15 protein-coding genes and 1 tRNA gene are annotated in these 20,156 nt (G+C 58.5%); 13 read left to right on the top strand and 3 right to left on the bottom strand.

Features of this window, described 5'->3' with window-relative positions; all coding sequences use genetic code 11:
* Positions 1–533: 533 nt before the first annotated feature.
* Positions 534–623, bottom strand: a tRNA-Ser gene (locus ACMLHG_RS12940).
* Between the two features lie 189 nt (positions 624–812).
* Between ACMLHG_RS12940 and cysS the strand changes: the two genes are divergently transcribed.
* The 13 genes from cysS to ACMLHG_RS12875 all read left to right on the top strand — a co-directional run bounded on the left by cysS (position 813) and on the right by ACMLHG_RS12875 (position 18,142).
* Positions 813–2,222, top strand: a complete 1,410-nt coding sequence (gene cysS / locus ACMLHG_RS12935; protein WP_295806323.1) for a cysteine--tRNA ligase — start codon at positions 813–815, stop codon at positions 2,220–2,222.
* Between the two features lie 83 nt (positions 2,223–2,305).
* On the top strand, positions 2,306–3,001 hold the full coding sequence (locus tag ACMLHG_RS12930) for a response regulator (RefSeq protein ID WP_417170755.1): 696 nt from the start codon (positions 2,306–2,308) through the stop codon (positions 2,999–3,001).
* A 10-nt stretch (positions 3,002–3,011) separates the two neighbouring features.
* A complete protein-coding gene (locus ACMLHG_RS12925) occupies positions 3,012–4,793 on the top strand; it encodes an ATP-binding protein (protein WP_417170753.1) in 1,782 nt (593 codons plus the stop codon).
* A gap of 94 nt (positions 4,794–4,887) precedes the next feature.
* Complete coding sequence (locus tag ACMLHG_RS12920) at positions 4,888–5,562, top strand: esterase/lipase family protein (RefSeq protein WP_417170752.1); 675 nt, start codon at positions 4,888–4,890, stop codon at positions 5,560–5,562.
* 82 nt (positions 5,563–5,644) lie between these two features.
* Complete coding sequence (locus tag ACMLHG_RS12915) at positions 5,645–7,354, top strand: hypothetical protein (RefSeq protein ID WP_417170751.1); 1,710 nt, start codon at positions 5,645–5,647, stop codon at positions 7,352–7,354.
* 9 nt (positions 7,355–7,363) lie between these two features.
* On the top strand, positions 7,364–7,912 hold the full coding sequence (locus ACMLHG_RS12910) for a hypothetical protein (RefSeq protein WP_417170750.1): 549 nt from the start codon (positions 7,364–7,366) through the stop codon (positions 7,910–7,912).
* 28 nt (positions 7,913–7,940) lie between these two features.
* Positions 7,941–8,696, top strand: a complete 756-nt coding sequence (gene hisF / locus ACMLHG_RS12905; RefSeq protein WP_417170754.1) for an imidazole glycerol phosphate synthase subunit HisF — start codon at positions 7,941–7,943, stop codon at positions 8,694–8,696.
* Positions 8,674–8,931, top strand: coding sequence for a hypothetical protein (locus ACMLHG_RS12900; RefSeq protein ID WP_295806335.1), 258 nt, complete (start codon positions 8,674–8,676; stop codon positions 8,929–8,931). The genes hisF and ACMLHG_RS12900 overlap by 23 nt, the downstream gene beginning before the upstream one ends.
* A gap of 229 nt (positions 8,932–9,160) precedes the next feature.
* Positions 9,161–11,137 carry an MFS transporter gene (locus ACMLHG_RS12895; protein WP_295806339.1) on the top strand — a complete coding sequence of 659 codons (1,977 nt, stop codon included), beginning with the start codon at positions 9,161–9,163 and terminating at the stop codon, positions 11,135–11,137.
* An 80-nt stretch (positions 11,138–11,217) separates the two neighbouring features.
* The gene (locus ACMLHG_RS12890; RefSeq protein ID WP_295806341.1) at positions 11,218–11,985 is read left to right on the top strand and encodes a type II secretion system protein; all 768 of its coding nucleotides are present in this window, start codon (positions 11,218–11,220) and stop codon (positions 11,983–11,985) included.
* 40 nt (positions 11,986–12,025) lie between these two features.
* On the top strand, positions 12,026–14,020 hold the full coding sequence (locus ACMLHG_RS12885; protein ID WP_417170749.1) for an LVIVD repeat-containing protein: 1,995 nt from the start codon (positions 12,026–12,028) through the stop codon (positions 14,018–14,020).
* Between the two features lie 28 nt (positions 14,021–14,048).
* Positions 14,049–17,072: a hypothetical protein gene (locus ACMLHG_RS12880; protein ID WP_417170748.1), complete on the top strand. Its 3,024-nt coding sequence runs from the start codon at positions 14,049–14,051 to the stop codon at positions 17,070–17,072.
* A gap of 56 nt (positions 17,073–17,128) precedes the next feature.
* Positions 17,129–18,142 carry a helix-turn-helix domain-containing protein gene (locus tag ACMLHG_RS12875; RefSeq protein WP_417170747.1) on the top strand — a complete coding sequence of 338 codons (1,014 nt, stop codon included), beginning with the start codon at positions 17,129–17,131 and terminating at the stop codon, positions 18,140–18,142.
* A 64-nt stretch (positions 18,143–18,206) separates the two neighbouring features.
* Here the strand turns inward: ACMLHG_RS12875 and ACMLHG_RS12870 are convergent, their stop codons facing one another.
* Positions 18,207–19,124 (bottom strand): sugar phosphate isomerase/epimerase family protein, encoded by a 918-nt coding sequence (locus ACMLHG_RS12870; RefSeq protein ID WP_295806346.1) that lies wholly within the window; start codon positions 19,122–19,124, stop codon positions 18,207–18,209.
* A gap of 102 nt (positions 19,125–19,226) precedes the next feature.
* Positions 19,227–20,006: a helix-turn-helix domain-containing protein gene (locus ACMLHG_RS12865; protein WP_417170746.1), complete on the bottom strand. Its 780-nt coding sequence runs from the start codon at positions 20,004–20,006 to the stop codon at positions 19,227–19,229.
* Positions 20,007–20,156 lie beyond the last annotated feature (150 nt).

Below are 20,156 nucleotides of genomic sequence, written 5' to 3'. Positions count from 1 at the left end.
ATGCAGCATTATACTCCGCTAAATTGACTGCAAAATTCAGAAAAGATAATCCAAGTCCACCTACTCCAATAATTATCCCTAGACTTTTATATATTGAATTTATTTTTTTACAAGAGGACACTTCTGACACTTTGAATAAGCCTTTCCGGAGCGATTCTCCCCCGCTTGGACCATTTTTTATGGAAAGATTGGTGCAAAAGTCTTTGCGTTACTATATCCCGCGGTTTGCCGATTACAAGTTCCGAAATAGACTTTGGTTGTGTCTGATATCACAATCCTTCAAGTTAAGAAAACACACTTTGGCTCCAGTCGTTTCGTGTCACGCTGGGAAAATCAGCAAGCACTCAGAACAAATGTGTGCAAAATATCGGACACGATCTCTGTTCAACTTCAAAAACAATTGTGATGAATGGCTCCAGCAGGAGAAGAGGTTGAAAAATTACCAATTTTCCAAAAATTCCGAGCGGGAAAACGCTGTAACGTACGGCAACGGGCCGTAGAGGAGGCTGTCAGAAATCGAAACGGAAAAAAGATGGCGGAGAGAGAGGGATTCGAACCCTCGATACCCGGAAGGGTATAACGATTTTCGAGACCGTCGCCTTCGACCACTCAGCCATCTCTCCGCTGGTGATGTTTTCTAATATAGCTCTACTTTTCGCAAAGGTAAAATTTTTTTTGAGAGATTTTATACTTTTTTTTTGATTTTTTTTGTAAATTCGAGCTTTGCTGATAGATTATATGAGATTGCTGTCATCGGAACAACGGAGCCGCAACTGTGCGGAATCCATAATTTTTATTTTCAGGAGTATCTCATGGAGCTTCAGTTCTTCAATACGATGGACCGCCGGGTGGAACCGTTCCGGTCGATTCATCCCGGAGAGGTCCGCATGTACACCTGCGGGCCGACCGTCTACAATTATGCCCATATCGGCAATTTCCGCGCGTACATGTTCGAGGATCTGCTCCGCCGCACCCTGGAGTTCTTCGGCTACCGGGTCCGGCAGGTGATGAACCTCACCGACGTCGATGACAAGACCATCCGCGACTCCCGCGCCGCCGGAATTCCGTTGCGGGAGTTTACGCAGAAGTACAAGCAGGCGTTCTTCGAGGATCTCAAGACCCTCAACATCGAACCGGCGGAGGTCTATCCCGCCGCCACCGATCATATTCCGCAGATGATCCGGCTGATCTCCATCCTGATGGAGAAGGGGTTCGGATACCGGGCGGAGGATGGGTCGGTCTACTTCTCCATCGACAAGTTCCCGAATTACGGCAAACTTGCAAAGATTGACCGGGAAAATCAGCGGTCCGGCGTCCGGATCAAGAACGACGAATACGCAAAGGATTCCGTCGCCGACTTCGCCCTCTGGAAGGCGTGGGATGAACTCGACGGCGACGTCGCCTGGGACTCCCCCTGGGGCAAGGGGCGCCCCGGCTGGCACATCGAATGCAGCGCCATGTCGAGCGAATATCTCGGGGACTCTTTCGATATCCATACCGGCGGCATCGACAACATGTTCCCGCATCACGAAGACGAAATCGCCCAGAGCGAGGCGGCTTCCGGGAAGAAGTGGGTCAACTACTGGCTCCACTGCGCCCACCTGATGGTCAACGGCGAAAAGATGTCCAAGTCGCTCGGCAACTTCTATACGCTGCGCGACCTCGAAGCGAAAGGGTGGAGCGGGCGTGAAATCCGCTGGGTGCTCCTCGGCGCCCACTATCGCAAGAAGCTCAACTTCACGTTTGAGGCGCTCGCGCAGGCCCGGGAAACGCTCGGGCGGTTCGACGAGTTCTTCAACCGTCTGCGCTCGATTACCGTTTCCGGCGACGGTTCGGAAGCGGAGGCGCCTGTTGCGACCGCGGTGGAGGCGTTTTCCGCCGCCATGGCCGACGACCTCAACGTGTCGGAGGCGTTCGCCGCCATGTTTGAACTGCTCCGGGTCGGCAACAAGCTCGCCGATGCCGGAACCCTTTCCGCCGCCGGTGCGGCAAAAATTCTCGATGCGTTCCGCAAGTTCGACCGGATCGCCGGATGCCTGGAACCGGACCGGATCCGGACGGTGGAGATTCCGGCGGAGGTCATGGCGATGGCTGAGGCGCGGGCCGCGGCGCGCAAGGCGAAGAATTTTGCCGAGAGCGACCGGCTGAGAGCCGAAATCGCCGGTCTCGGTTACGTGGTCGAGGATGCGCCCGGCGGAGCGTTCCGCGTGAAGAAAGCGTGAATCTAACCGAATTCTAACAACCGACGCACCGGAATTGAACAATGCCGGACTATGTTATCCGGCAGAAGATCAAGGAGGTGAATATGGGCAAAGAGAAGATCCTGATCGTCGAAGACGAAGAGGCGATTCAGGAATTGATTCGGTACAACCTCAACAAAGAGGGGTTCGACCGCGTCAGATGTTGTGATTCGGGGGAGACCGCGCTGGCGGCCGCACAGGAGTTCGCCCCCGATCTGATTCTGCTGGATCTGATGCTGCCCGGGATCGACGGGCTTACCGTATGCCGGAAGCTCAGAAGCGAGCCGCGGACCAGCGCGATTCCGATCATCATGCTGACGGCGAAGTCCGAGGAGAGCGATATCGTTATCGGGCTGGAGATGGGGGCGGATGATTATCTGCCCAAGCCGTTCAGCCCGAAAGTGCTGATCGCCAGAATCCGTTCGGTTCTGCGCCGCGTGAACCATCTGGAGTCGGAGGCGGCTGGAACCACGCTCAAGCGGGGGCCGCTCTCCATGAACCGCGGCACGCGGGAGGCTCTGCTCGACGGGAAGCCGCTGGTTCTTACCTTTTCCGAGTTTGAAATACTCTATTTGCTCGCCCGCCGTCCGGGGTGGGTCTACACCCGGGGGCAGATCGTCAACGAGGTCAAGGGGGATGATTACCCTGTGACGGAGCGGGCGATCGACGTGCAGATGGTCAGTCTGCGCCGCAAGCTGGGGGAATATGGCAGTTTGATTGAAACGGTCCGCGGTGTCGGCTACCGGTTTGTTCAGGAGTGAGGAGAGGGGTATGAAAAACGGATTCATCCAGTCGTGGCCGCTGATTTTTCTGCCGGTGGCAGTGGTGCTTTTTTTCTTCTTCTGGCTCCAGTTCAGCTCCTTTGAAGAGCTTTATATTCAGCAGACGGAGACGGAGCTGCTGGGGCGGGCGAGACTGCTCGCCTATGCCGCCCGGCCGCTGATCGAGGCGGGGCGGATGGACGAAGTGCAGAAGCTCTGCCGGGATGAGGGCGGCGCCGTGAAGTCCCGCATTACCGTGATCGACGCCAATGGAAAGGTGCTGGCGGACTCCGAGGAGGAGCCGGCGCAGATGGACAATCACGCGATGCGTCCTGAAATTCTCGGAGCCCTGGAGGCGTTCCGGAACGGCAGGGCGGGAGCGCCGATCGTCCGCTTCAGCTCCACACAGGGGCAACGGCTGATCTACTGTGCGTATCCGGTGCGCATCGGCAATGCACTCTATATTTTCCGCTCCGCCTTTTCCATCCATCAGATCGACCGGATGCTGAGCCGGGTGCGGATGGATATCATCTTCGCTGTGCTCCTGACCGCACTGGTCGCCGGCGGACTGAGTTACATCATCTTCCGGACGGTCAGCCGCCCGGTGCTGGCTCTCTGCCGGGCCAGTGCGAAAATTGCCGCGGGTGAGCTCGACACCCGGCTGCCAATTCCGGAACGGGGCGCCATCCGCGAGCTGGCCGAAAGCGTGAGCTGCATGACGGAGGAGCTCAAGGCCCGGATCAACGATATTTCCCGTGAAAAGAGCGAGCGTGACGCCATCTTTGCCGCCCTTGCCGAAGGGGTGATTGTGCTGGATATGGAGGAGCAGGTCATCGACATCAACACCGCGGCGCGCCGGATGTTTCATCTGAAGGATAATCCGCTCGGCTCCCCGATCACCGGAGTGGTGCGCAACCTCGAGATCTCCGAGTTCATCCGCAAGTTGCGCGAAGAGAAAAAGCCGCTGGAATCCGAATTCACCGTCCGCCTGCCGGAGGGGACGCTTCAGCTGCGGCTCCGGGGCTCTCTGGTCACCTGGGCCGGAGCGCAGAGCGGTATTCTGCTGGTGATCTACGATCTGACCCAGTTGCGGCGGCTGGAGAATTTCCGCCGCGACTTCGTGGCCAACGTTTCGCACGAAATCAAAACCCCGCTGACCGTGATCCGCGGCGCGGTGGAAACTCTGCGCGACGGGGCCATCGAAGAGCCGGAAAGTGCGGCGCGCTTCATGCAGATCATCGAACTGCACTCCGAGCGGCTGACCTCGCTGGTGGAGGATATCCTGAGCCTTTCCAGGCTCGAGTGTCACGCGGTCGGCGAAGGGTACAACTTCACCGTGGTCGGAGCGGCGCTTCCGGTCAGTACGGCGATGGAGCTGGCACAGCCGAAGGCGGAGGCCGCCGGAATCAAGCTGACCTGCACCGTGGAATCGGATCCGAAGATCGAGGCGGATGTGCAACTGCTGGAACAGGCGGTGTTCAACCTGATCGACAACGCGATCAAACACAGCGGAGAGAACCGGGAGATTCAGGTCCGGGTGCGGGAGGAGAACGACGAGGCGGTGATCGATGTGATCGACCACGGCTGCGGCATCCCGGCCGAACATCTTCCCCGGCTCTTCGAGCGGTTCTACCGGGTGGACAAGGCGCGCAGCCGCAAAGCGGGCGGCACCGGTCTCGGCCTGGCCATCGTCAAGCATATCATGCAGCTTCATCGCGGCCGTGCCGAGGTGTCGAGCCGGGTCGGCGAGGGGAGCACCTTCTCGCTCCGGCTGCCGGTGGTGCACTCCTGACGGCGGTGAATGTCCGGCGGCGGGTTTTCGGGTGGACTTTTCCGGAATTCCATGTATATTACAGAGTTCCGGAACGTTAATCGAAGAGGGGAACATGATCCGTTTGCTCGCCCGCTACGCCGCCGGACTGCGGCATATTGAATTCCTGCCCGGAGAGCCGGGCAGGATCCCCGTCATTCTAGTGCACGGCCTGCTTCATCGCGGCATCGTGATGAAGCAGTTTGCTCTCTGGCTGAACCGTCAGGGGCGCCCGGTGGTGGTTTACGACTACCGGACCACCCGGCGTCACATCGTGGAACACGGGCGGGAACTTGCCGATTTTCTGTGCCGCCGGGAAATGCCGCAGATCGATCTGGTCACGCACAGCATGGGCGGACTGCTGGCCCGGGTTGCGCTCGCGGAACTTGCCGCAACCGGGCGAGGGGAAATGGTGCACCGCATCGTCATGCTGGCGCCTCCCCACCATGGTTCGGCGGTTGCGACGGCGTGGGTGGAACATTTTGCCCCGTCGCCCTTTCTGGTTCGCCCGCTGCCGGATCTGGCCGACCGCCCGGAGGCGGCGGTCCACGATCTGCCGGTGCCGGAGGGGTATGAGATCGGCATCATTGCCGGCCGCTTCGACAACAAGGTTTCGCTCTCCTCCACCCACCTGCGAGGGGAGCGGGCGCACGTGGTGATTGACTCCGGGCATGCGTTCATCATGAACCGGCCGGAGGCGCGGCACCTGACCCTCCGCTTTCTGGAAACCGGCTCCTTCGACAAAAATTGAAAAAAACAGGGGTTGCGGGGTTGCGGCGACGCTATTTCTCTCTTATATTTAGTGGAGAAGAACAAGAGAGGAATTTCGTGCGATGAATTGCAAGCTGTCCATTTTGCTGTCCGCCCTGCTGCTGGTGTGCCTGGCCAGCGGCTGTCGAATGGATTCCGGAGCTTCGGAGAAAGATTGCCGGACCTTTGACCGGATTGCCTCCCGGCTCGATTCCGGTGGCAGTTATTTTATGATTTCCAATCCGCGTTATCTCATTGAGGGGCTGGAGCGGGACGGCAGCCGCCTGACGACGATGATCGCACAGTCCGACCTGCCGCGGGAGATTCGCGATCCTTTTGTGCTGTTTTCCGCCGCGTTTGAGATCGGCTGGCACCTTTCCGGAATCGATGAACTTGAAGGATACGGCAGAAGCTCACAGGTGTTTCGGAACGATGAGAACGGCCGTGCCCGGCTTTTCACCAACCGCAGCGTGCTTCTGCATAAACCGGGCGCGGAAGGGGCGCTCTGGGCCCTCGACGGAAAAACGAACCGGCCGTTGCGCCCGGAGTTTGAGGCCCTGCCGGTTGGAACCGCGTTCGCCGCGGACTTCGAACTCCATCCGGACGCGGTCTGGCAGGCGTTGTGCCGCACCGACCGCAGCGCCGGTGATATGGACCGTCTCTCGCGGACGATGTTGAACATGCCGCTGAAAAAACTGCTTCAGTCCGTGTCGGGGGAGATCGGTGTCGTGCTGTTTCTGGATGACGATGCCGACCCGGAGACGCTGCAGGGGGTTCACGCTCTGTTGGTGCTCAATGACCGGGAACGCTTTCTCTTTCAACAGCTGGGGAAACTGGCGCGGCTGCTGCCGGGCACGAAGGTGACGGCGAATTCCATCGTTCCGGGGCCGGTTCCGGGATATCCGGAGTTGAAGTTGCAGCTGTTATGGGATAATTCCATGCTGTTTGCCATGCTGGGCGAAGAGACGCTGGAGAAGATGAGTTCCGCCGGCAGACTGGTGGAAACGCCGGAGTTTCAGGAGCTGGCCGAAGGCCTTCCGGTCGAGGGAACCGGTTTCTTCTATGTGGGGGCGCCGCTCTTCGGATTTTTTGCCGCCGCATTGAACCGCCAGTTTGACGACACGATTGCGTTTGACTCCAGTCTGCCGCCGGCCGGACTGGCGGTGACCCGTCGGGAACCGGATGGATTCTCCACGGTCGCTCATGCGACGGTGGATTTCAACCAGATTGAATTTCTCAGCGAGATTGCTCTGCCGGTCTTCACCGCGGTTGCCGCGCTTGGCGAACAGTTTGACAGCCGTCGGAGCTCGATTCAGGCGGAGCAGCAGCTGCAGCAGTGCCGCGGCGGTCTGGAGGCCGTCCGGAACGCGTTGATGAAATATGCCGCGGCACACGGCGGGGCGTTCCCGGCGCAGGCGGGAATCGGCGGGCTGAAGGAGTTGTTCCCCAGCGGACTTTCGCCGGCGGCGCTGGTCTGCCCCGGCAGCGAGGATGAAGCGGCAAAGGATGCGGAGGAGTTTTCGTTTGACAACTGCTCCTATCTGTACTTCAACGGATACACGAAGAAATCGAATCCCCGGTTGCCGCTTTTGATCGACTGGCCGTTCAACCATGCCGGGTCGATCAATGTCATTCTGGTGGATGGAACAATTGAGACGTTGCAAATCCCGGATGCGGACAACTGTCGTAAGATCGTGAGTTACCTGCAGACGCGCTACCAGTACAGCGAAGAGGAGTTCCGGGAACTGTTCCGGAAAGCCGCGCAACTGGATCAACAATTTGAATTGGAATGAGAGATGGAAATGAATTCCCGGCAGCCTGAAGAGAAACCTTCTGTAAAGAAAATCAGCGACGACATTGCGCGCGCATTTGAAAGCTGCGCCGCGGCGTTGTCGCTCAACGAACTGTCCCGGGTGACCGGGGTGAGAATCGAACTCCTGCGCCGCTTCATCGACCGGAAGACCCGGCGCGCCCGCAGTGAAACGTGGGATAAGATCTACCCGGCGCTCAAGCCGTTCCTGGTCGGCCCGGAGCCGGAACGGGAGCCGCCGCCGCGGATCGGGCCGGCCTACCGGCGCCACCATGAGCTGGTGGAAATGTTCAGCGACCAGAAGGTGTTGCTGGATGAGTTCGATGTGCTTCCGCCGGAGCTGCAGCAGCAGGCGACGGAGGCGATGATTGCGGCGGCGGGCTGTGACGAGCCTTCCACCTATTCCAGCCTGACGGCGGAGGAGAACCGGATTATGGGGGCGTTTCTCAAGCTCTCGCCGGAGGCTCGCGATACGGAGCTGCTCAAATTGACGGCTCTGGCCGTTGCAGAGGTGCGGAAACGCCGTAAAGAGTTGTTTTAAATCAGGGAGAACAGAGAGAATGGCTGATATGGTTTCGATTATGCCCTGTCTGGATATGCAGAACGGCAGGGTGGTGAAAGGGGTTCATTTTGTCGATATTGCCGATGCGGGAGACCCGGTGGAGTGTGCGCAGGCCTATTGTGCCGCCGGGGCTGATGCACTGGCGATGCTCGATATTACCGCGACGGTGGAGAACCGGCCGACGCTGGTTCGCGTGGTTCGCGACGTGGCGAAGGTTTGCACGGTGCCTTTCACGGTGGGGGGAGGCATTGGCGACGTCAAAGCCGCGGCGGCGGTGCTGGAGGCCGGGGCGGACAAGGTTTCGATCAGCAGTGCCGCCTATCGCCGCCCGGAACTGATTCCGGAACTGATTCACGAGTTCGGGGCGGACAAGGTAACGGTGGCGATCGACGTCGACATCAATCCGGCGCTTCCTTCCGGATACGAAGTTTACATTGACGGCGGCCGTACCGCGACCGGCTGTGACGCGCTGGAATGGGCGAAGCGGATGGATGACTCGGGCGTGCCGGTGATTCTGCCCACCAGCAAGGCGGGTGACGGAGCCAGAACCGGTTACGATCTGCCGGTGATCCGGGCGATGGCCGGGGCGTGCCGGGCGCAGATTGTGGCCTCGGGAGGTGCGGGGAAGATGGAGGATTTTCTTGCGGCGGTGAAAGCGGGGGCGACGATCCTGCTGGCGGCGTCGGTGTTCCACTTCCGTTTGATTGAGATTCCTGCGCTCAAGCGGTATCTGAAGGAAAATGGAGTTGCCGTCCGCCTTTGACGGCGGGGGAATTCCTCCGCCGGGCAAGAATCGTTTGCTGGGAAAAAGAAGCGTCTCTTCGCAACACGAAGGGGCGCTTCTTTTTTTTGCCGCGTTCATCGGCAATCAGAAAGAACTTCAATTGCATGATACGCCTCGCCCCCGGGAGGATGGCATTTTATTGGTAGATCGAAGCAACAGCTTTGGAAGAATGGAAACCCGTTGTTCGCCGATTCTCTCCCCGATTGCCCCGTAAATATTCTTTGGGGGATTGCATTCTCTTTTTCGGAGCATGCCGGGTGATTGAAAATTCCCGTTCTGCCGACAAAACAAGACCGATTTTCGCGTATTTGATCATATTTTAAATCAATATGCAAATCTCTCGATTGTTTTTCCGGCCGCTTTGCCGTATACTTAATTCAGAATGAGCCAGGAATGGAAAAATTTCACTAAGGTTTTGCCTCAGAAAAGATTGGACGACAAGGATGGAGAGTACGACAAACAGGCCGGAGGAGACGCTCTTCCGCTGTGGAACATTGACCTACACCCGGACAGCTTTGACGATGCTGTTCGTCTGGCTGCTCTGGGGGGATTTCTGCTTCACGCTGATGGAGACGGTGGTGCCGAGCATCGTCCCGCTGCACCTCAAGAATCTGCAGTGCCCGAACTGGCTGATGGGGATGATCCTTTCAACCATACCCAACCTGATGGGAATGACGATCTCGCCGTACATCAGCGTGAAGAGCGACCGCTGCCGCAGCCGCTGGGGGCGGCGGATTCCCTTCATCGTCGCGAGCATGCCGTTCCTCTGCGCGAGCCTGGTGCTGATCGGATTTCACAATGAGATCGCGCTCTGGCTGCGCCGGGTGGTTCCCGTGCTGGCGGATTTCTCCCCGGCCGCGGTCACCATCGGATTGCTCGCGGTGCTGATGGTGCTGTTTCAGTTCTTCAACCAGTTCGTCAACTCCACCTTCAACTACCTCTTCAACGACGTGGTGCCGCAGAGTCATCTCGGGCGGTTTGCCGGAGCGTTCCGGATTGTCGGAACCGGCGTCAGCGCCCTCTACAACTTCTTCCTCTTTCAGTTCGCCGAGAGCCACTCCCGAGAGATCTTCGTCGGGTCGGCGATTCTCTACGCGGCGGGTTTCGGGCTGATGTGCCTCATGGTCAAGGAGGGGAAATATCCGCCGCTGGAACCGGAGCAGGAGCAGAAGAGCAGCCGCTGGGATGCGCTCCGGCAGTTCTTCCGGGAGTCCTTCGGCGAACCGTTCTATCAACTGCTCTTCATCAGCTCCGGAATCCTGGCGTTCGCCGGAGTCGCCTGGGGATTTCAGGTGTTCTTCCTGCTGGAAATGAAGATGAATCTGCAGGAGATCGGCATCTACAACGGCATCCTGATGCTGGCCGGCATGATCGCGACCTTCTTCGCCGCGGTGTTCGTCGACCGCTGGCATCCGCTGCGGGCCTACACCTACGGCATCATCTTCAACATCACCGGCCCGCTGATGAACTGGGTCTGGCTCTTCATCGACCTGCCGGGACGCACCTTCTTCTTCCTCTCGCTCGGCGCACAGCTGCTCTACTCCTTCATGAACGCGCTGTCGGCGGCGTGCGCCATGCCGATCACCATGCGGCTCTTCCCGCACTCGCGCTACGGCCAGTTCTGCAGCGCGCGCGGCATCGTCTACTCCATCTGCACGATCCTCGCCGGATTCATGGTCGGCGGATTCTACGATCTGGTCAAATACCTCTGTGAACTTCACCTTTCGAACTATCCGATCGTCACCGCCGGCGGTGCGGGCTACTGCTACCGCTTCTATTTCGTCTGGTCGGGCGGAGCGACGCTGCTCAACTTCATCGTCATCACACTCGCCTACCGCCGCTGGCTCAAACTCGGCGGCGACGCGAAATTTCATCCGCCGGCGCCGTGGACTCCCGAGGGAATCGAACACATTCCGGTCGTGGCGACCACCGGATACAACAGCCGTCTGCTGCGGATTGCGCTCCGTTTCATGGACTTCGTCATGTACGGCAGTCTCGCGCTGGCGGTGGTGATGCTCTGGCCGTTCCAGGTGCATCAGATGGAATCGGCCATCCGGCTCTTCCTCTGTCTGGTGATTCCGCTTTCGATCGTGGTGGCGGTACTCTGGTATCTCCTGTCGCGGCGAATCCGGCTCGACCTGGCGAGCGCCAAACGGGGCGAAATGCCGAAATACGGGATCCCGCATCACGGCATGATGATGGTGTTCGGCATCAAGTTCGCGCTGACGCTGGGGCTGGTGGTCGCCCAGTTCGTCGTCTCGATCCACATGGAGAGCAGTCTCAACGTCACCTTGTTCGCGCTGGCCAACATCGTGACCAATCTGCTGCTCATCCTCTGCACCTATGTGGTGATCCGGATGGAACAGGGATATTCGGTCAAGGTGGATGAAGCCTCGATGATTCAGGCGGGCGTCAACTGATTCAGGGAAGGAGTGAACGGGAATGGCGAAATGAGCGAATCCATCAATTTCTCAATCACAACAAACAATGGAGAAAAAGTATGAGACGGAATTTTACATTGATAGAACTCCTGATTACGATCGCGATCATCGTTATTCTTGCCGGCATGCTTCTGCCGGCGCTGGGCAAGGCTCGTGCCCGGGCGAAGAATACCGGCTGTGTCAACAACCTCAAGCAGTGGGGCACGGTGTTTCACAGTTATTATATGGCATTTGATGATTATACGATCCCATATGACGGTGGTCGGCGGGAGGACGGCAGCGGCGGAGCCTGGAATGCTCCCGGGAGTTTCTGCGTCATGGAGGTGACCGGAGGAACGGTTCCGGTGGCCTGGTCCAAGCGGCGCGATCAATGGATGTATACCGGACCGGACATCAGCATCTGTCCTGCCATCAATCCGGAGGATAAGAAACAGGGAACCAACGGTGGAAACAGCCGGCTCGGATACCAGGGCTACGGCATGTGGTATGCCGCGAGCTGGTCGCAATACGGGACACAGTTCATCACGGATCAACAGAACGGTTATATCCGCAAGGTCAGCAGGATCCGCAATCCGTCGAAGGTGATTCAGGTGAGCGATTCCTTCAGCGGAGGCATCAACAGTTTCGATGCCAATCAGTTCGATCCGCTTTTTCTGCCGAAAAGCACGGCGACGACCGATACCTCCGCTCTGTGTCGGGCCGGATACCGGCATTCGCTGCGCTGCAACATTCTCTCGCTCGCCGGACATGTGTCGAGTTCCAACCGGATCCGCAAGTCGCCGGATATGAATCGTGCCCGGGCGGACAAACTCGAGTCGATCTGGTAGAAGTCGACAGGGGTGGAGGTTGTTGAAGATGCAGGAATGTATGGCTGCGGAAGTCGAGGCTCCGCTGTGCAAATATGGGAAACTCCTTCCGTCGTTCTGTTTTGAATCGAGAGGGCCCGCTCTCGCCGTGGAGGTGCGGGGGCGTCTGCTCTATGCTTTGTCAGGGAATCGTCTGGCGATTTATGACATCTCCCGGCCGCTCCAGCCCCGTTTCCTGGGGGAAAGTGCGCCTGTTCGCAATGCCCGGCAGTTGGCGCTCCGGGAGGACGGATTTGCCTTCGTCTCGGCACGGGAGAACGGTTTGTGGATCATCGACGTCCGGAATCCCGCCTATCCGGAGGTGATTTCCCGCTACGATTCCGTGGAGATGGCAACCGGGGTGGAGGTCGACGGAAACCTGATTTTTCTGGGCAACCGGGTCTATGGCGTGGAAATTGTCGACGGCTCCGACCTGCGGCGTCCCCGGCACATTTCGCTCTATCGGACTCCGGAATCGCAGTCGGTCCGGAAGGCGGGGCATCTGCTCTTTTCCGGCGAATGGTATGCGGGAGAGATCCGGATTGCGGATGTGCGTGACCCGGTCTTCCCCCGGGAAATTGCCTGTATACGGCTCGATGGATACGGCGACGGGATCGATCTTCTCGGCTCCCTCTGTTTCGCCGCGACCGGACATCATGCGCATTCGGGGCCGGCGGCGCAGCGTTTTGGCCACGGACACGGGGTGGAAATCTTCGATGTCTCCATTCCGGAATCCCCGAAACGGCTCTCCGTGACGAAATTTCCACCGCTGTTTCACGCATACAATGACTTCTGGACTCCCCGGGCGATTCCGGGGGGACTGCTGGCTGTCGCTGATACGCACAATGGAGTTTTTCTGCTCTCCGTGGCCCGGCCGGAAACCCCGCGCTTTCTTTATCGGATTCTGCTGCCGGAGGTTCCCGCGCTCGGGCTGGCGGATGCGGTCTCCGGTGTCGCGCCGGGGGAGGGGGTCCTCTATCTCTCCGGCGTGACGACCGGGCTTCATGTGGCGGAAGTCCCCGGGGTGGTTCCGAGAGTCCACACAGAGCAATCTGCGGCCGTTCTTCCCGTGGTTGCTGCGAGATGCCGTCGCCCCGCATCGACGCTTCCGTTTCGTCAGTATCAGCCGGAATACGGGCAGGTTCGCGAGGTGGAGCTTCGCGGAAGCGTCGCCTTTGCCGCATGCGGGCAGGGCGGGTTGCAAACTGTTTCGCTGGAGGAGAGTGCGATGAAGTTGTTGCGGCGCTGGCCGATTCCCTGCGCGTACGATGTGAAACTTCGACAGGATCTTCTCTTCTGCGCCGAAGGCAATGACGGTCTGGGAATCTACCGGATTGATCAGCCGGATGCGCTGCAGCCGGTCGGACGTCTCCCGCTGCCGGTTCAGAAGATCTGGCTGCCGGACGAAGGACATTTTCTTGCGGCTTCCAATCGGGAAACGGAACTTTTCCTGATTGACGTCGCTGATCCTGCCGCCCCGCGTCTGCTTCTGGAACATCGACAGCAGGGGCTTCTGTATGGCGATCTGGTGAGCAACGGCAGCTGCGGCGGCTATATGCTGGCAAACTGGCATTGCGGCGGCTTCGCCTGGTTCCGGATTGACGGCAGGGAACCGGAGGTCGGCAATCTGATTCCGGAGAGTCTGGCTGCGCACACGGATGGAATCGCGGTATTTCATAACAGGACGTTGATTCTGTGCAACAACCGCTATGCATTTCTGGAGGCGAATGCGGCCGGGCCCTCCAGTTGCTGGCAGCTTCATCCGGTCCATCGTGGCGTGTTGCGCGGAATTCCGACGGTTTCCGGTGATCTGGTCTGTTTTGCGCAGCGTACTGACGGCAGTGTGCAGCTCTGGGATTTCCACGATCGATTGGATCCTCGACCGATTCCGGAACGCTCCTTCCGGCTGGAAGGCAGTCCCGGCCGTAGCTGTTTCTTCCGGAATCGCCTTCTGATTCCCGCCGGATATCAGGGGCTTCTGCTTGAAAATGAGCAGAACGTCACGCATATTTCTTAACGATATTTTGCATGGAGACAATGGAAAAATGAAACGGTTGAGTCAACTTTGCGGAATTTTTCTGACGGTGGCGGCGTCTCTGGCCGCTTTCGCCGGCGCAGCCCCGGTATCAAAAACGGATGGCGCCCGCTCTCTGCTGCTGTCGAACTTTCGGGATAATCCGATCGGGAAAGCGCCGGAATTCTGGAGCACCTGGTGCCGGAAAGGGATGCTCTTTTCCGCTGAGGTGACGGAGTCGGACGGACGGCGCGTGGCACATCTCTCCTCGATCGGAAAACAGGACTGGGCGTTTACACGGTCGCGCATTGTCCCGGTTTCGCCGGGGCTTCGCGTCCGTCTTTCCTGCCGGGCGAAGAGCAACGACGGCCACCGGGGTTCGGTTTTTCTCCAGCTGACCGGGTTGCGAAATCGGAAACTGGTCAGTTTCGCGCTGATCAATCAACCGCTCGATCATTTGAGCGGTGAGTGGGAACGGTATTCCGCCACATTGGTTCTGCCATCGAATGTGGATTCTGTGGGAATTCGTTTTCAAGGCCGAGGGACGTGCGATCTCCTGGTGGACGATATTCTGCTGGAAGCGCTTCCTCCGGAAAAACGGATTCCTCGTCCGGTGCGTGGCTTCGCCACGGAACGGGTCACTGAAAAGCTGGACCGGGGACTGGTCGCTTTTCAAACTCCGGAGGGGGATTATCTCTCCTGGCGGCTCCTCGCCTCCGATGATCCGCAAATCGGATTTGATCTCTTGCGACACTCGGAAGACGGGACGACAAAACTCAACCCCAGCCCGTTGGTGCAGACCACCGATTTTCTGGTGGAGAATCCGGTTCCCGGTTCGATTTACGAGCTTCGACCTGCTGCGGGATTCTCCGGCGTTTCCGGAAAAGCTGAGGCGCGGCCGAATCCCGGGCCGCGCAGCCCCTGCGCCGTCTACCGACTCAGCGACCCGCTGGCACAGGTCAATAAGATCGGTATCGGAGATCTGGACGGCGACGGAACGTACGACTTTGTCGCCCGTTACGGCGCTCCCGGCATCGATATGTGGAAATCCAACGTGGATCCCTGGTACACGCTGTGGAAACCCTCCACCCATCCTTTCGTGCTGGAGGCGTTGCGGAGCGATGGAAAACTTCTCTGGAGGAAAAATCTCGGCTGGAATCTGGAAAGCGGCATCTGGTACAGTCCGTTCCTCGTCTACGACGTGAATGGTGACGGGCGGGCGGAGGTGATTCTGAAGGCTTTCGCTCCGGAGGCCGGTGATCTGCGTGAAAAATCCGGGGAGAACCGGGGAAAGGTTGTTCGCGGCGAAGAATTTCTTATGGTCTGGGACGGGCTGACCGGTCGGGAGATTGCCCGGGCGCCGTGGCCGTCGCGGGAACCGTTTCTGAACCAGAAGATGGCCTACAACTTCTACTCCCGCAACCAGCTTGCCGTTGCATATCTGGATGGGAAAACCCCCTGCATTATCGCGTTGCGCGGCACCTACAACATCATGCTTGCCGAAGCATGGCAGCTGAAGGATAATACGTTGAAACAATTGTGGCAGTACGACAGCCGCCGATATGGGCGCGAGTATCGTGGGCAGGGCGCGCATACGACCCGGACGGTTGATCTTGACGGCGATGGACGCGACGAAATTGTTCTCGGCGGCGCTGTGCTTGACGACGATGGTCAGCCGTTGTGGAGCTCCGGTCACGGGCATCCCGACCATATTTTCGTCACCGATGTCACCAATACCAATCCGGGGCTGGAGATTCTTGCGCTTTACGAATCGCCCTGTCTCACCGGTGGTTTCTCCTGTGCCGATGCCCGAACCGGGCGGATTCTCTGGGAGCTTTCGGAATCGAGCCGTCACATTCACTTCGGCTATGCCGGTGACATTGACCCGCGGTATCGCGGCTGGGAGGTCGGCGGTGCGGATATCCTCGGCGGCAAGCCGGGCGGCCCAAAGCCGATTGTGCGCCATTTTTCTCCGGAGGGGAAGCTGCTGTACTCCGGCGATGCCGCTCCCTACCGGAAAAGTCGGCATTTTCTCTACTGGGATGCCGATCTGCAGCGGGAAGACGCCACGCCGGTTGTCTGCGATTTCAACGGCGGCCCCTCCGGGGGCGGTTTTGTCGGAAAATTTCTCATGCAGGCGGATATCCTCGGAGACTGGCGGGAGGAAGCGCTGACTGTTCTCAACGGGGAGTTTCGGGTCTATTCGACGACGATTCCGGCGATGGATCGCCGGATCTGCCTCATGCAGGATCCCGCTTATCGACAGACGATCGCGGCCAATTCGATGGGCTATCTGCTGGATCCGGCTCTCTCCTATCTGCCGACCAACCGTTCCCCCAATCTGAATTTGACCTTTCGACAGACAGGGGAAAATAGCAGACTGGAAATCGTGGTCAGCGCTCCGTTGCAGACTCCGTTGAAGGGGACGCTTGTCATATCGGGGGAGGGAGACTGCCTGCCCTCTCCGCTCCGCCGGGAGATCGACTTGAAAGCCGGACAGTCGACGCTCCGGCAGGAGTTCCTGCCGGAAAATACTTCACCGGGAAAGAGGATCCACGCGAAACTCACTCTGCTTGATGGACGGGTTTTACGCGGAGGCTGTCTGACCGGAGTGGCACCGTTCCAACCGGACGAAGGGTGCATTCTGCTGGAGGCTGAGGCATTTTCCGAGGCGACCGGTCCCCGGGTGAAAATTCGCTCCGACAAGCCCGGTGCCCATGGAAAATCGATTTCTCACTGGGACAAGAAGGAGCAGACGTTGTTCTGGCAATTTGCCGTTCCCGTGGCCGGACAATATCGCCTTGAGGCCCGATTCGCGACGAACGACGACGCGCGGCGAACGCTGATCGTGGACGGGGTGGAGAGCGGCTGGCTGAACTTTCCCGCGACGGGCGGGCTGGGAGCCGGTCCGGCGGAGTGGTTGACTTTTCCGCCGCTCCGGAATGGTGCGGCGGTCACGCTGTCGCTGACGGCGGGAACGCACTGTCTCGGCCTGCGAAATATCGACGGCGCCCCGTTGAATCTGGATTGCCTGCTGTTAAAACCGGTTCCGTGACCGGAAAACAACGGCAGGCAGAAGGCGGACTTCGGTGCTGAACAAGGAGTGAGGACATGTTTCGTTATCAGGAGTATTTGAGGAAGTTTCCGGAAAACATGCGGCAGCGTTTTCTGCCCACCTACAGCTGTTCCGAGGCGGGAATCAAACTGAAGACCGCCGGTATTCAGTTCGGCGGAATCAGTTGCTGCGGTGCGGGGTTTGAATTGCGGCGGCTGGCTTACTTTCATTTCCTGATTGCGACGGTTCGCGGGGAAGGGGCTCTTACGGTTGACGGCCGGGAGATTCCGCTGCCCGCGGGCACAATTGCGCTCGCGCCTCCGATGATGCCTCATTTCTATCGACATGCCGGGGAGGAAACGTGGCAGTTTCTCTGGTTTCATCTGATTGAACCGCACTGGATTAGTTGTTGTGGGGCCTCCGGCGCATGTTCCGCCGCGGCTCCCTGTTTGAAGGAGCTGATGGAGGTGATGAACGGTGTGATCAAACTGGAGATGATCGACCGTCGAGTCATTGCCGCCCGTTCGGATTTCCCGTTGCAGGATTTTCCCGCGTGGGGGGATGTTCTGCCGGATTTTTCTTCCGAAGAAGAGTGTGAACGCTATTCCAGGGAAAATGTTTCGGCAATAGAAACCGGGTATGCCGGCGTGCTGCTGCAGCTGCTGGATTACAACTTGAAGTCGCTCTCGCTGGAGTTCCCGCCGCCCGAGGAGAATCCCGATCGGCTGACTGCACTCTGGCGGCAGCTTGTTCTCCATCCGGAATCTCCGTGGAATCTGGAAAAAATGGCGGAATTTTGCGGCATGAGTGTCGCGTCTCTGATCCGGCATGTCCGCTGTCGTTATTACACCTCTCCGATGAAGATGCTGCAGAAACTGCGGCTGGCCAAAGCCGGACAATTGCTGTTGAATTCCAGCTGTTCGATCAATGAGATTGCGCGGAGCGTCGGGTATGAAAATTTTTCCGCATTCTTTCAGGCGTTTCGCCTGGAGTATGGCTGTTCCCCGCGGGAGTACAGACGTGCATTGAATCCGCAGGTGGAGAAGAGGCGTTTTCGGCTCTCCTCCTGATTCCGGCGATACAAAAAAGCGCCCGGTTTTCGCCGGACGCTTCTTTTCAACTGGCAAAAGCAGATTATTTGCCGCACTTCGCCTTGATGTCGTCTACGAGCTTCATGAAACGACGCCCGTATTCCACGTAGTTCTGGTACCGTTCCGCCGCGGCGCTTTCCGCCGGCGTCGATTCGTGGAACACCAGCTTCATGTGCGGTTCCATCGAGAAGCCGCCGTCGTAGCCGTTGCGGATCAGATCCTCGACAATGCGCGCCACATCCCCTTCGCCTTCGCCGGGGAAGGTGAACTCCGCTTTGGCAAAGCCGTTATCGCCGCGGCCGATGAACTTCGCGTCCTTGATGTGAACGTAGTAGATGAACTCCTTCACATGCTTGTAGAACTCCCACGAACTCTGGACATGCTCCAGCGCATCGCCGTTGCTCCGGTCAAAGTTGATCACCGGATTGCCGGTGTCGAAGACCAGCTTGAAGTTCGGCGATTTGACGTGATCGAGCAGCTTCAACGTGTGTTTCCACGACATGCCGCCGTAGTTGTTGCAGTTCTCATGCAAATAAAGCACGCCGGCCTCTTCGCACATGCGGACCAGTTCATTCACCTTGCGGAAGACATTTTTCTCCACTTCCGGGTCGAAGGCGGGCCGGTTCCACTCCGCCTTGAAGCTCATGCCGCGCAGCATGGTGCAGTTGAGCCGCTTCATTCGGGTGATCGCCCGGCGGAGCTGTTCGGTCGTCTTCTGGAAGTCCTCCTCCTTGAGCGCGCTCCAGCTCCAGTTCGCCACCGCGCTTCCGAAGCAGTTGATTTTGACGCCGGAATCCTCCAGCATCCCGGCCGCACGGTCGAACGCTTCATCCGACAGATCGTGGATGTTCACTCCATCGATCGCCCGCGATTCGATATACTGCCAGCCGAGTTCCTTCGTCGCCTTGATCTGCCCGGCCAGACCGGCCGACGCTTCGTCTGCAAATCCGGTGTAATACATTTGCAACCTCGCTCCTGTTGGTTTGAAACGGTTTCTTTCTGCTTTAACATAACGCGGCAATGAAAATAGTCAATAGAGCGGGGGAGGATTTTCCATGAAAAATCATCCGTTCCGCGCCGCCTTGCGGTAGGCAGCCGGGGTGTGACCGTAGAGCCGCTTGAAGGTACGGGAGAAATGAAACCGGTCCGGAATCCCCACCTCCGCACAGATTTCGTCGATGGAAAGAAGATCGTTCTCCAGCATCCGGGCCGCCGCGGCATATCGAACCTGGGTGAGGTATTGATAGGGCGTACAGCCCGTGCATTCCCGGAAGCGGCGGATGAAGCAGTTCACCCCCATGCCGCACTCCGCGGCCATCTTCTCAATGCTCAGCGGCGAGCGGAACCGGTCGTGGATGAAATCGATCATCCGGTCCATCCGGTGATCGCGGTGAAATTCCGTCAGAATTTCCCGGGGCAGTTCCGTGACGGCAGCGGCGGCCAGGGCGACTGCCGCCGTCTCGCGGAACAGATCCTCCGCGTTGCGTGCCCGGTCCGCCAGCTCCTGCAGCAAAGGCGTACACTCCAGTTCATGGTAGAGAAACCCGGGGGCGCCGCCGAACTGACGCATTTCGAAGTGGAGATAAAACTGCCGTGTCTCCGGATTGTCACACCAGGTGCCGAGTGAGCAGTGAGGGGGAATCAGATAGATTTTCCCCGGCAGGAACTCCACGTGCTTCCGGCGGATGAGGATGCCGGCCCCGGGCGCCGAATGGAGGTAGAGCCGCCAGTACGGGCCGCCGAGCAGGCAGGGGCCCCAGACGTTATAGAGCTGGGCGGTGCGGATGGCGTCGATTCGGATCGGGACGCCGGTATTCCAGATGGAGTTTGTGATTTCATTCATATGGAAACATGAATTAAGTTTCGATAAATATAGTTTCTCCCAGCAGAAATGCAACCGCCTTGTGTGATTTTCTTCATATTTTATAAATTTTTATTCATAGGCCGGACGTTGCATCGGAGGACAGGCGGCGCTATCTTTAAAACAGTTCCC

The sequence above is a fragment of the Victivallis sp. genome (genome assembly GCF_048170485.1).
Classification (GTDB): Bacteria; Verrucomicrobiota; Lentisphaeria; order Victivallales; family Victivallaceae; genus Victivallis.
The sequence above is the reverse complement of the archived record's forward strand: the minus strand, read 5'-3'. Positions and strand labels throughout refer to the sequence as shown.

Coding starts and splice junctions, on each gene's coding strand:
- ACMLHG_RS12925 (WP_417170753.1), top strand. CDS start 3,012: ATGAAAAACGGATTCATCCAGTCGTGGCCGCTGATTTTTCTGCCGGTG.
- ACMLHG_RS12870 (WP_295806346.1), bottom strand. CDS start 19,124: ATGTATTACACCGGATTTGCAGACGAAGCGTCGGCCGGTCTGGCCGGG.
- ACMLHG_RS12900 (WP_295806335.1), top strand. CDS start 8,674: ATGGAGTTGCCGTCCGCCTTTGACGGCGGGGGAATTCCTCCGCCGGGC.
- ACMLHG_RS12930 (WP_417170755.1), top strand. CDS start 2,306: ATGGGCAAAGAGAAGATCCTGATCGTCGAAGACGAAGAGGCGATTCAG.
- ACMLHG_RS12920 (WP_417170752.1), top strand. CDS start 4,888: ATGATCCGTTTGCTCGCCCGCTACGCCGCCGGACTGCGGCATATTGAA.
- ACMLHG_RS12890 (WP_295806341.1), top strand. CDS start 11,218: ATGAGACGGAATTTTACATTGATAGAACTCCTGATTACGATCGCGATC.
- ACMLHG_RS12910 (WP_417170750.1), top strand. CDS start 7,364: ATGAATTCCCGGCAGCCTGAAGAGAAACCTTCTGTAAAGAAAATCAGC.
- ACMLHG_RS12885 (WP_417170749.1), top strand. CDS start 12,026: ATGGCTGCGGAAGTCGAGGCTCCGCTGTGCAAATATGGGAAACTCCTT.
- ACMLHG_RS12895 (WP_295806339.1), top strand. CDS start 9,161: ATGGAGAGTACGACAAACAGGCCGGAGGAGACGCTCTTCCGCTGTGGA.
- ACMLHG_RS12915 (WP_417170751.1), top strand. CDS start 5,645: ATGAATTGCAAGCTGTCCATTTTGCTGTCCGCCCTGCTGCTGGTGTGC.
- ACMLHG_RS12875 (WP_417170747.1), top strand. CDS start 17,129: ATGTTTCGTTATCAGGAGTATTTGAGGAAGTTTCCGGAAAACATGCGG.
- cysS (WP_295806323.1), top strand. CDS start 813: ATGGAGCTTCAGTTCTTCAATACGATGGACCGCCGGGTGGAACCGTTC.
- hisF (WP_417170754.1), top strand. CDS start 7,941: ATGGTTTCGATTATGCCCTGTCTGGATATGCAGAACGGCAGGGTGGTG.
- ACMLHG_RS12880 (WP_417170748.1), top strand. CDS start 14,049: ATGAAACGGTTGAGTCAACTTTGCGGAATTTTTCTGACGGTGGCGGCG.
- ACMLHG_RS12865 (WP_417170746.1), bottom strand. CDS start 20,006: ATGAATGAAATCACAAACTCCATCTGGAATACCGGCGTCCCGATCCGA.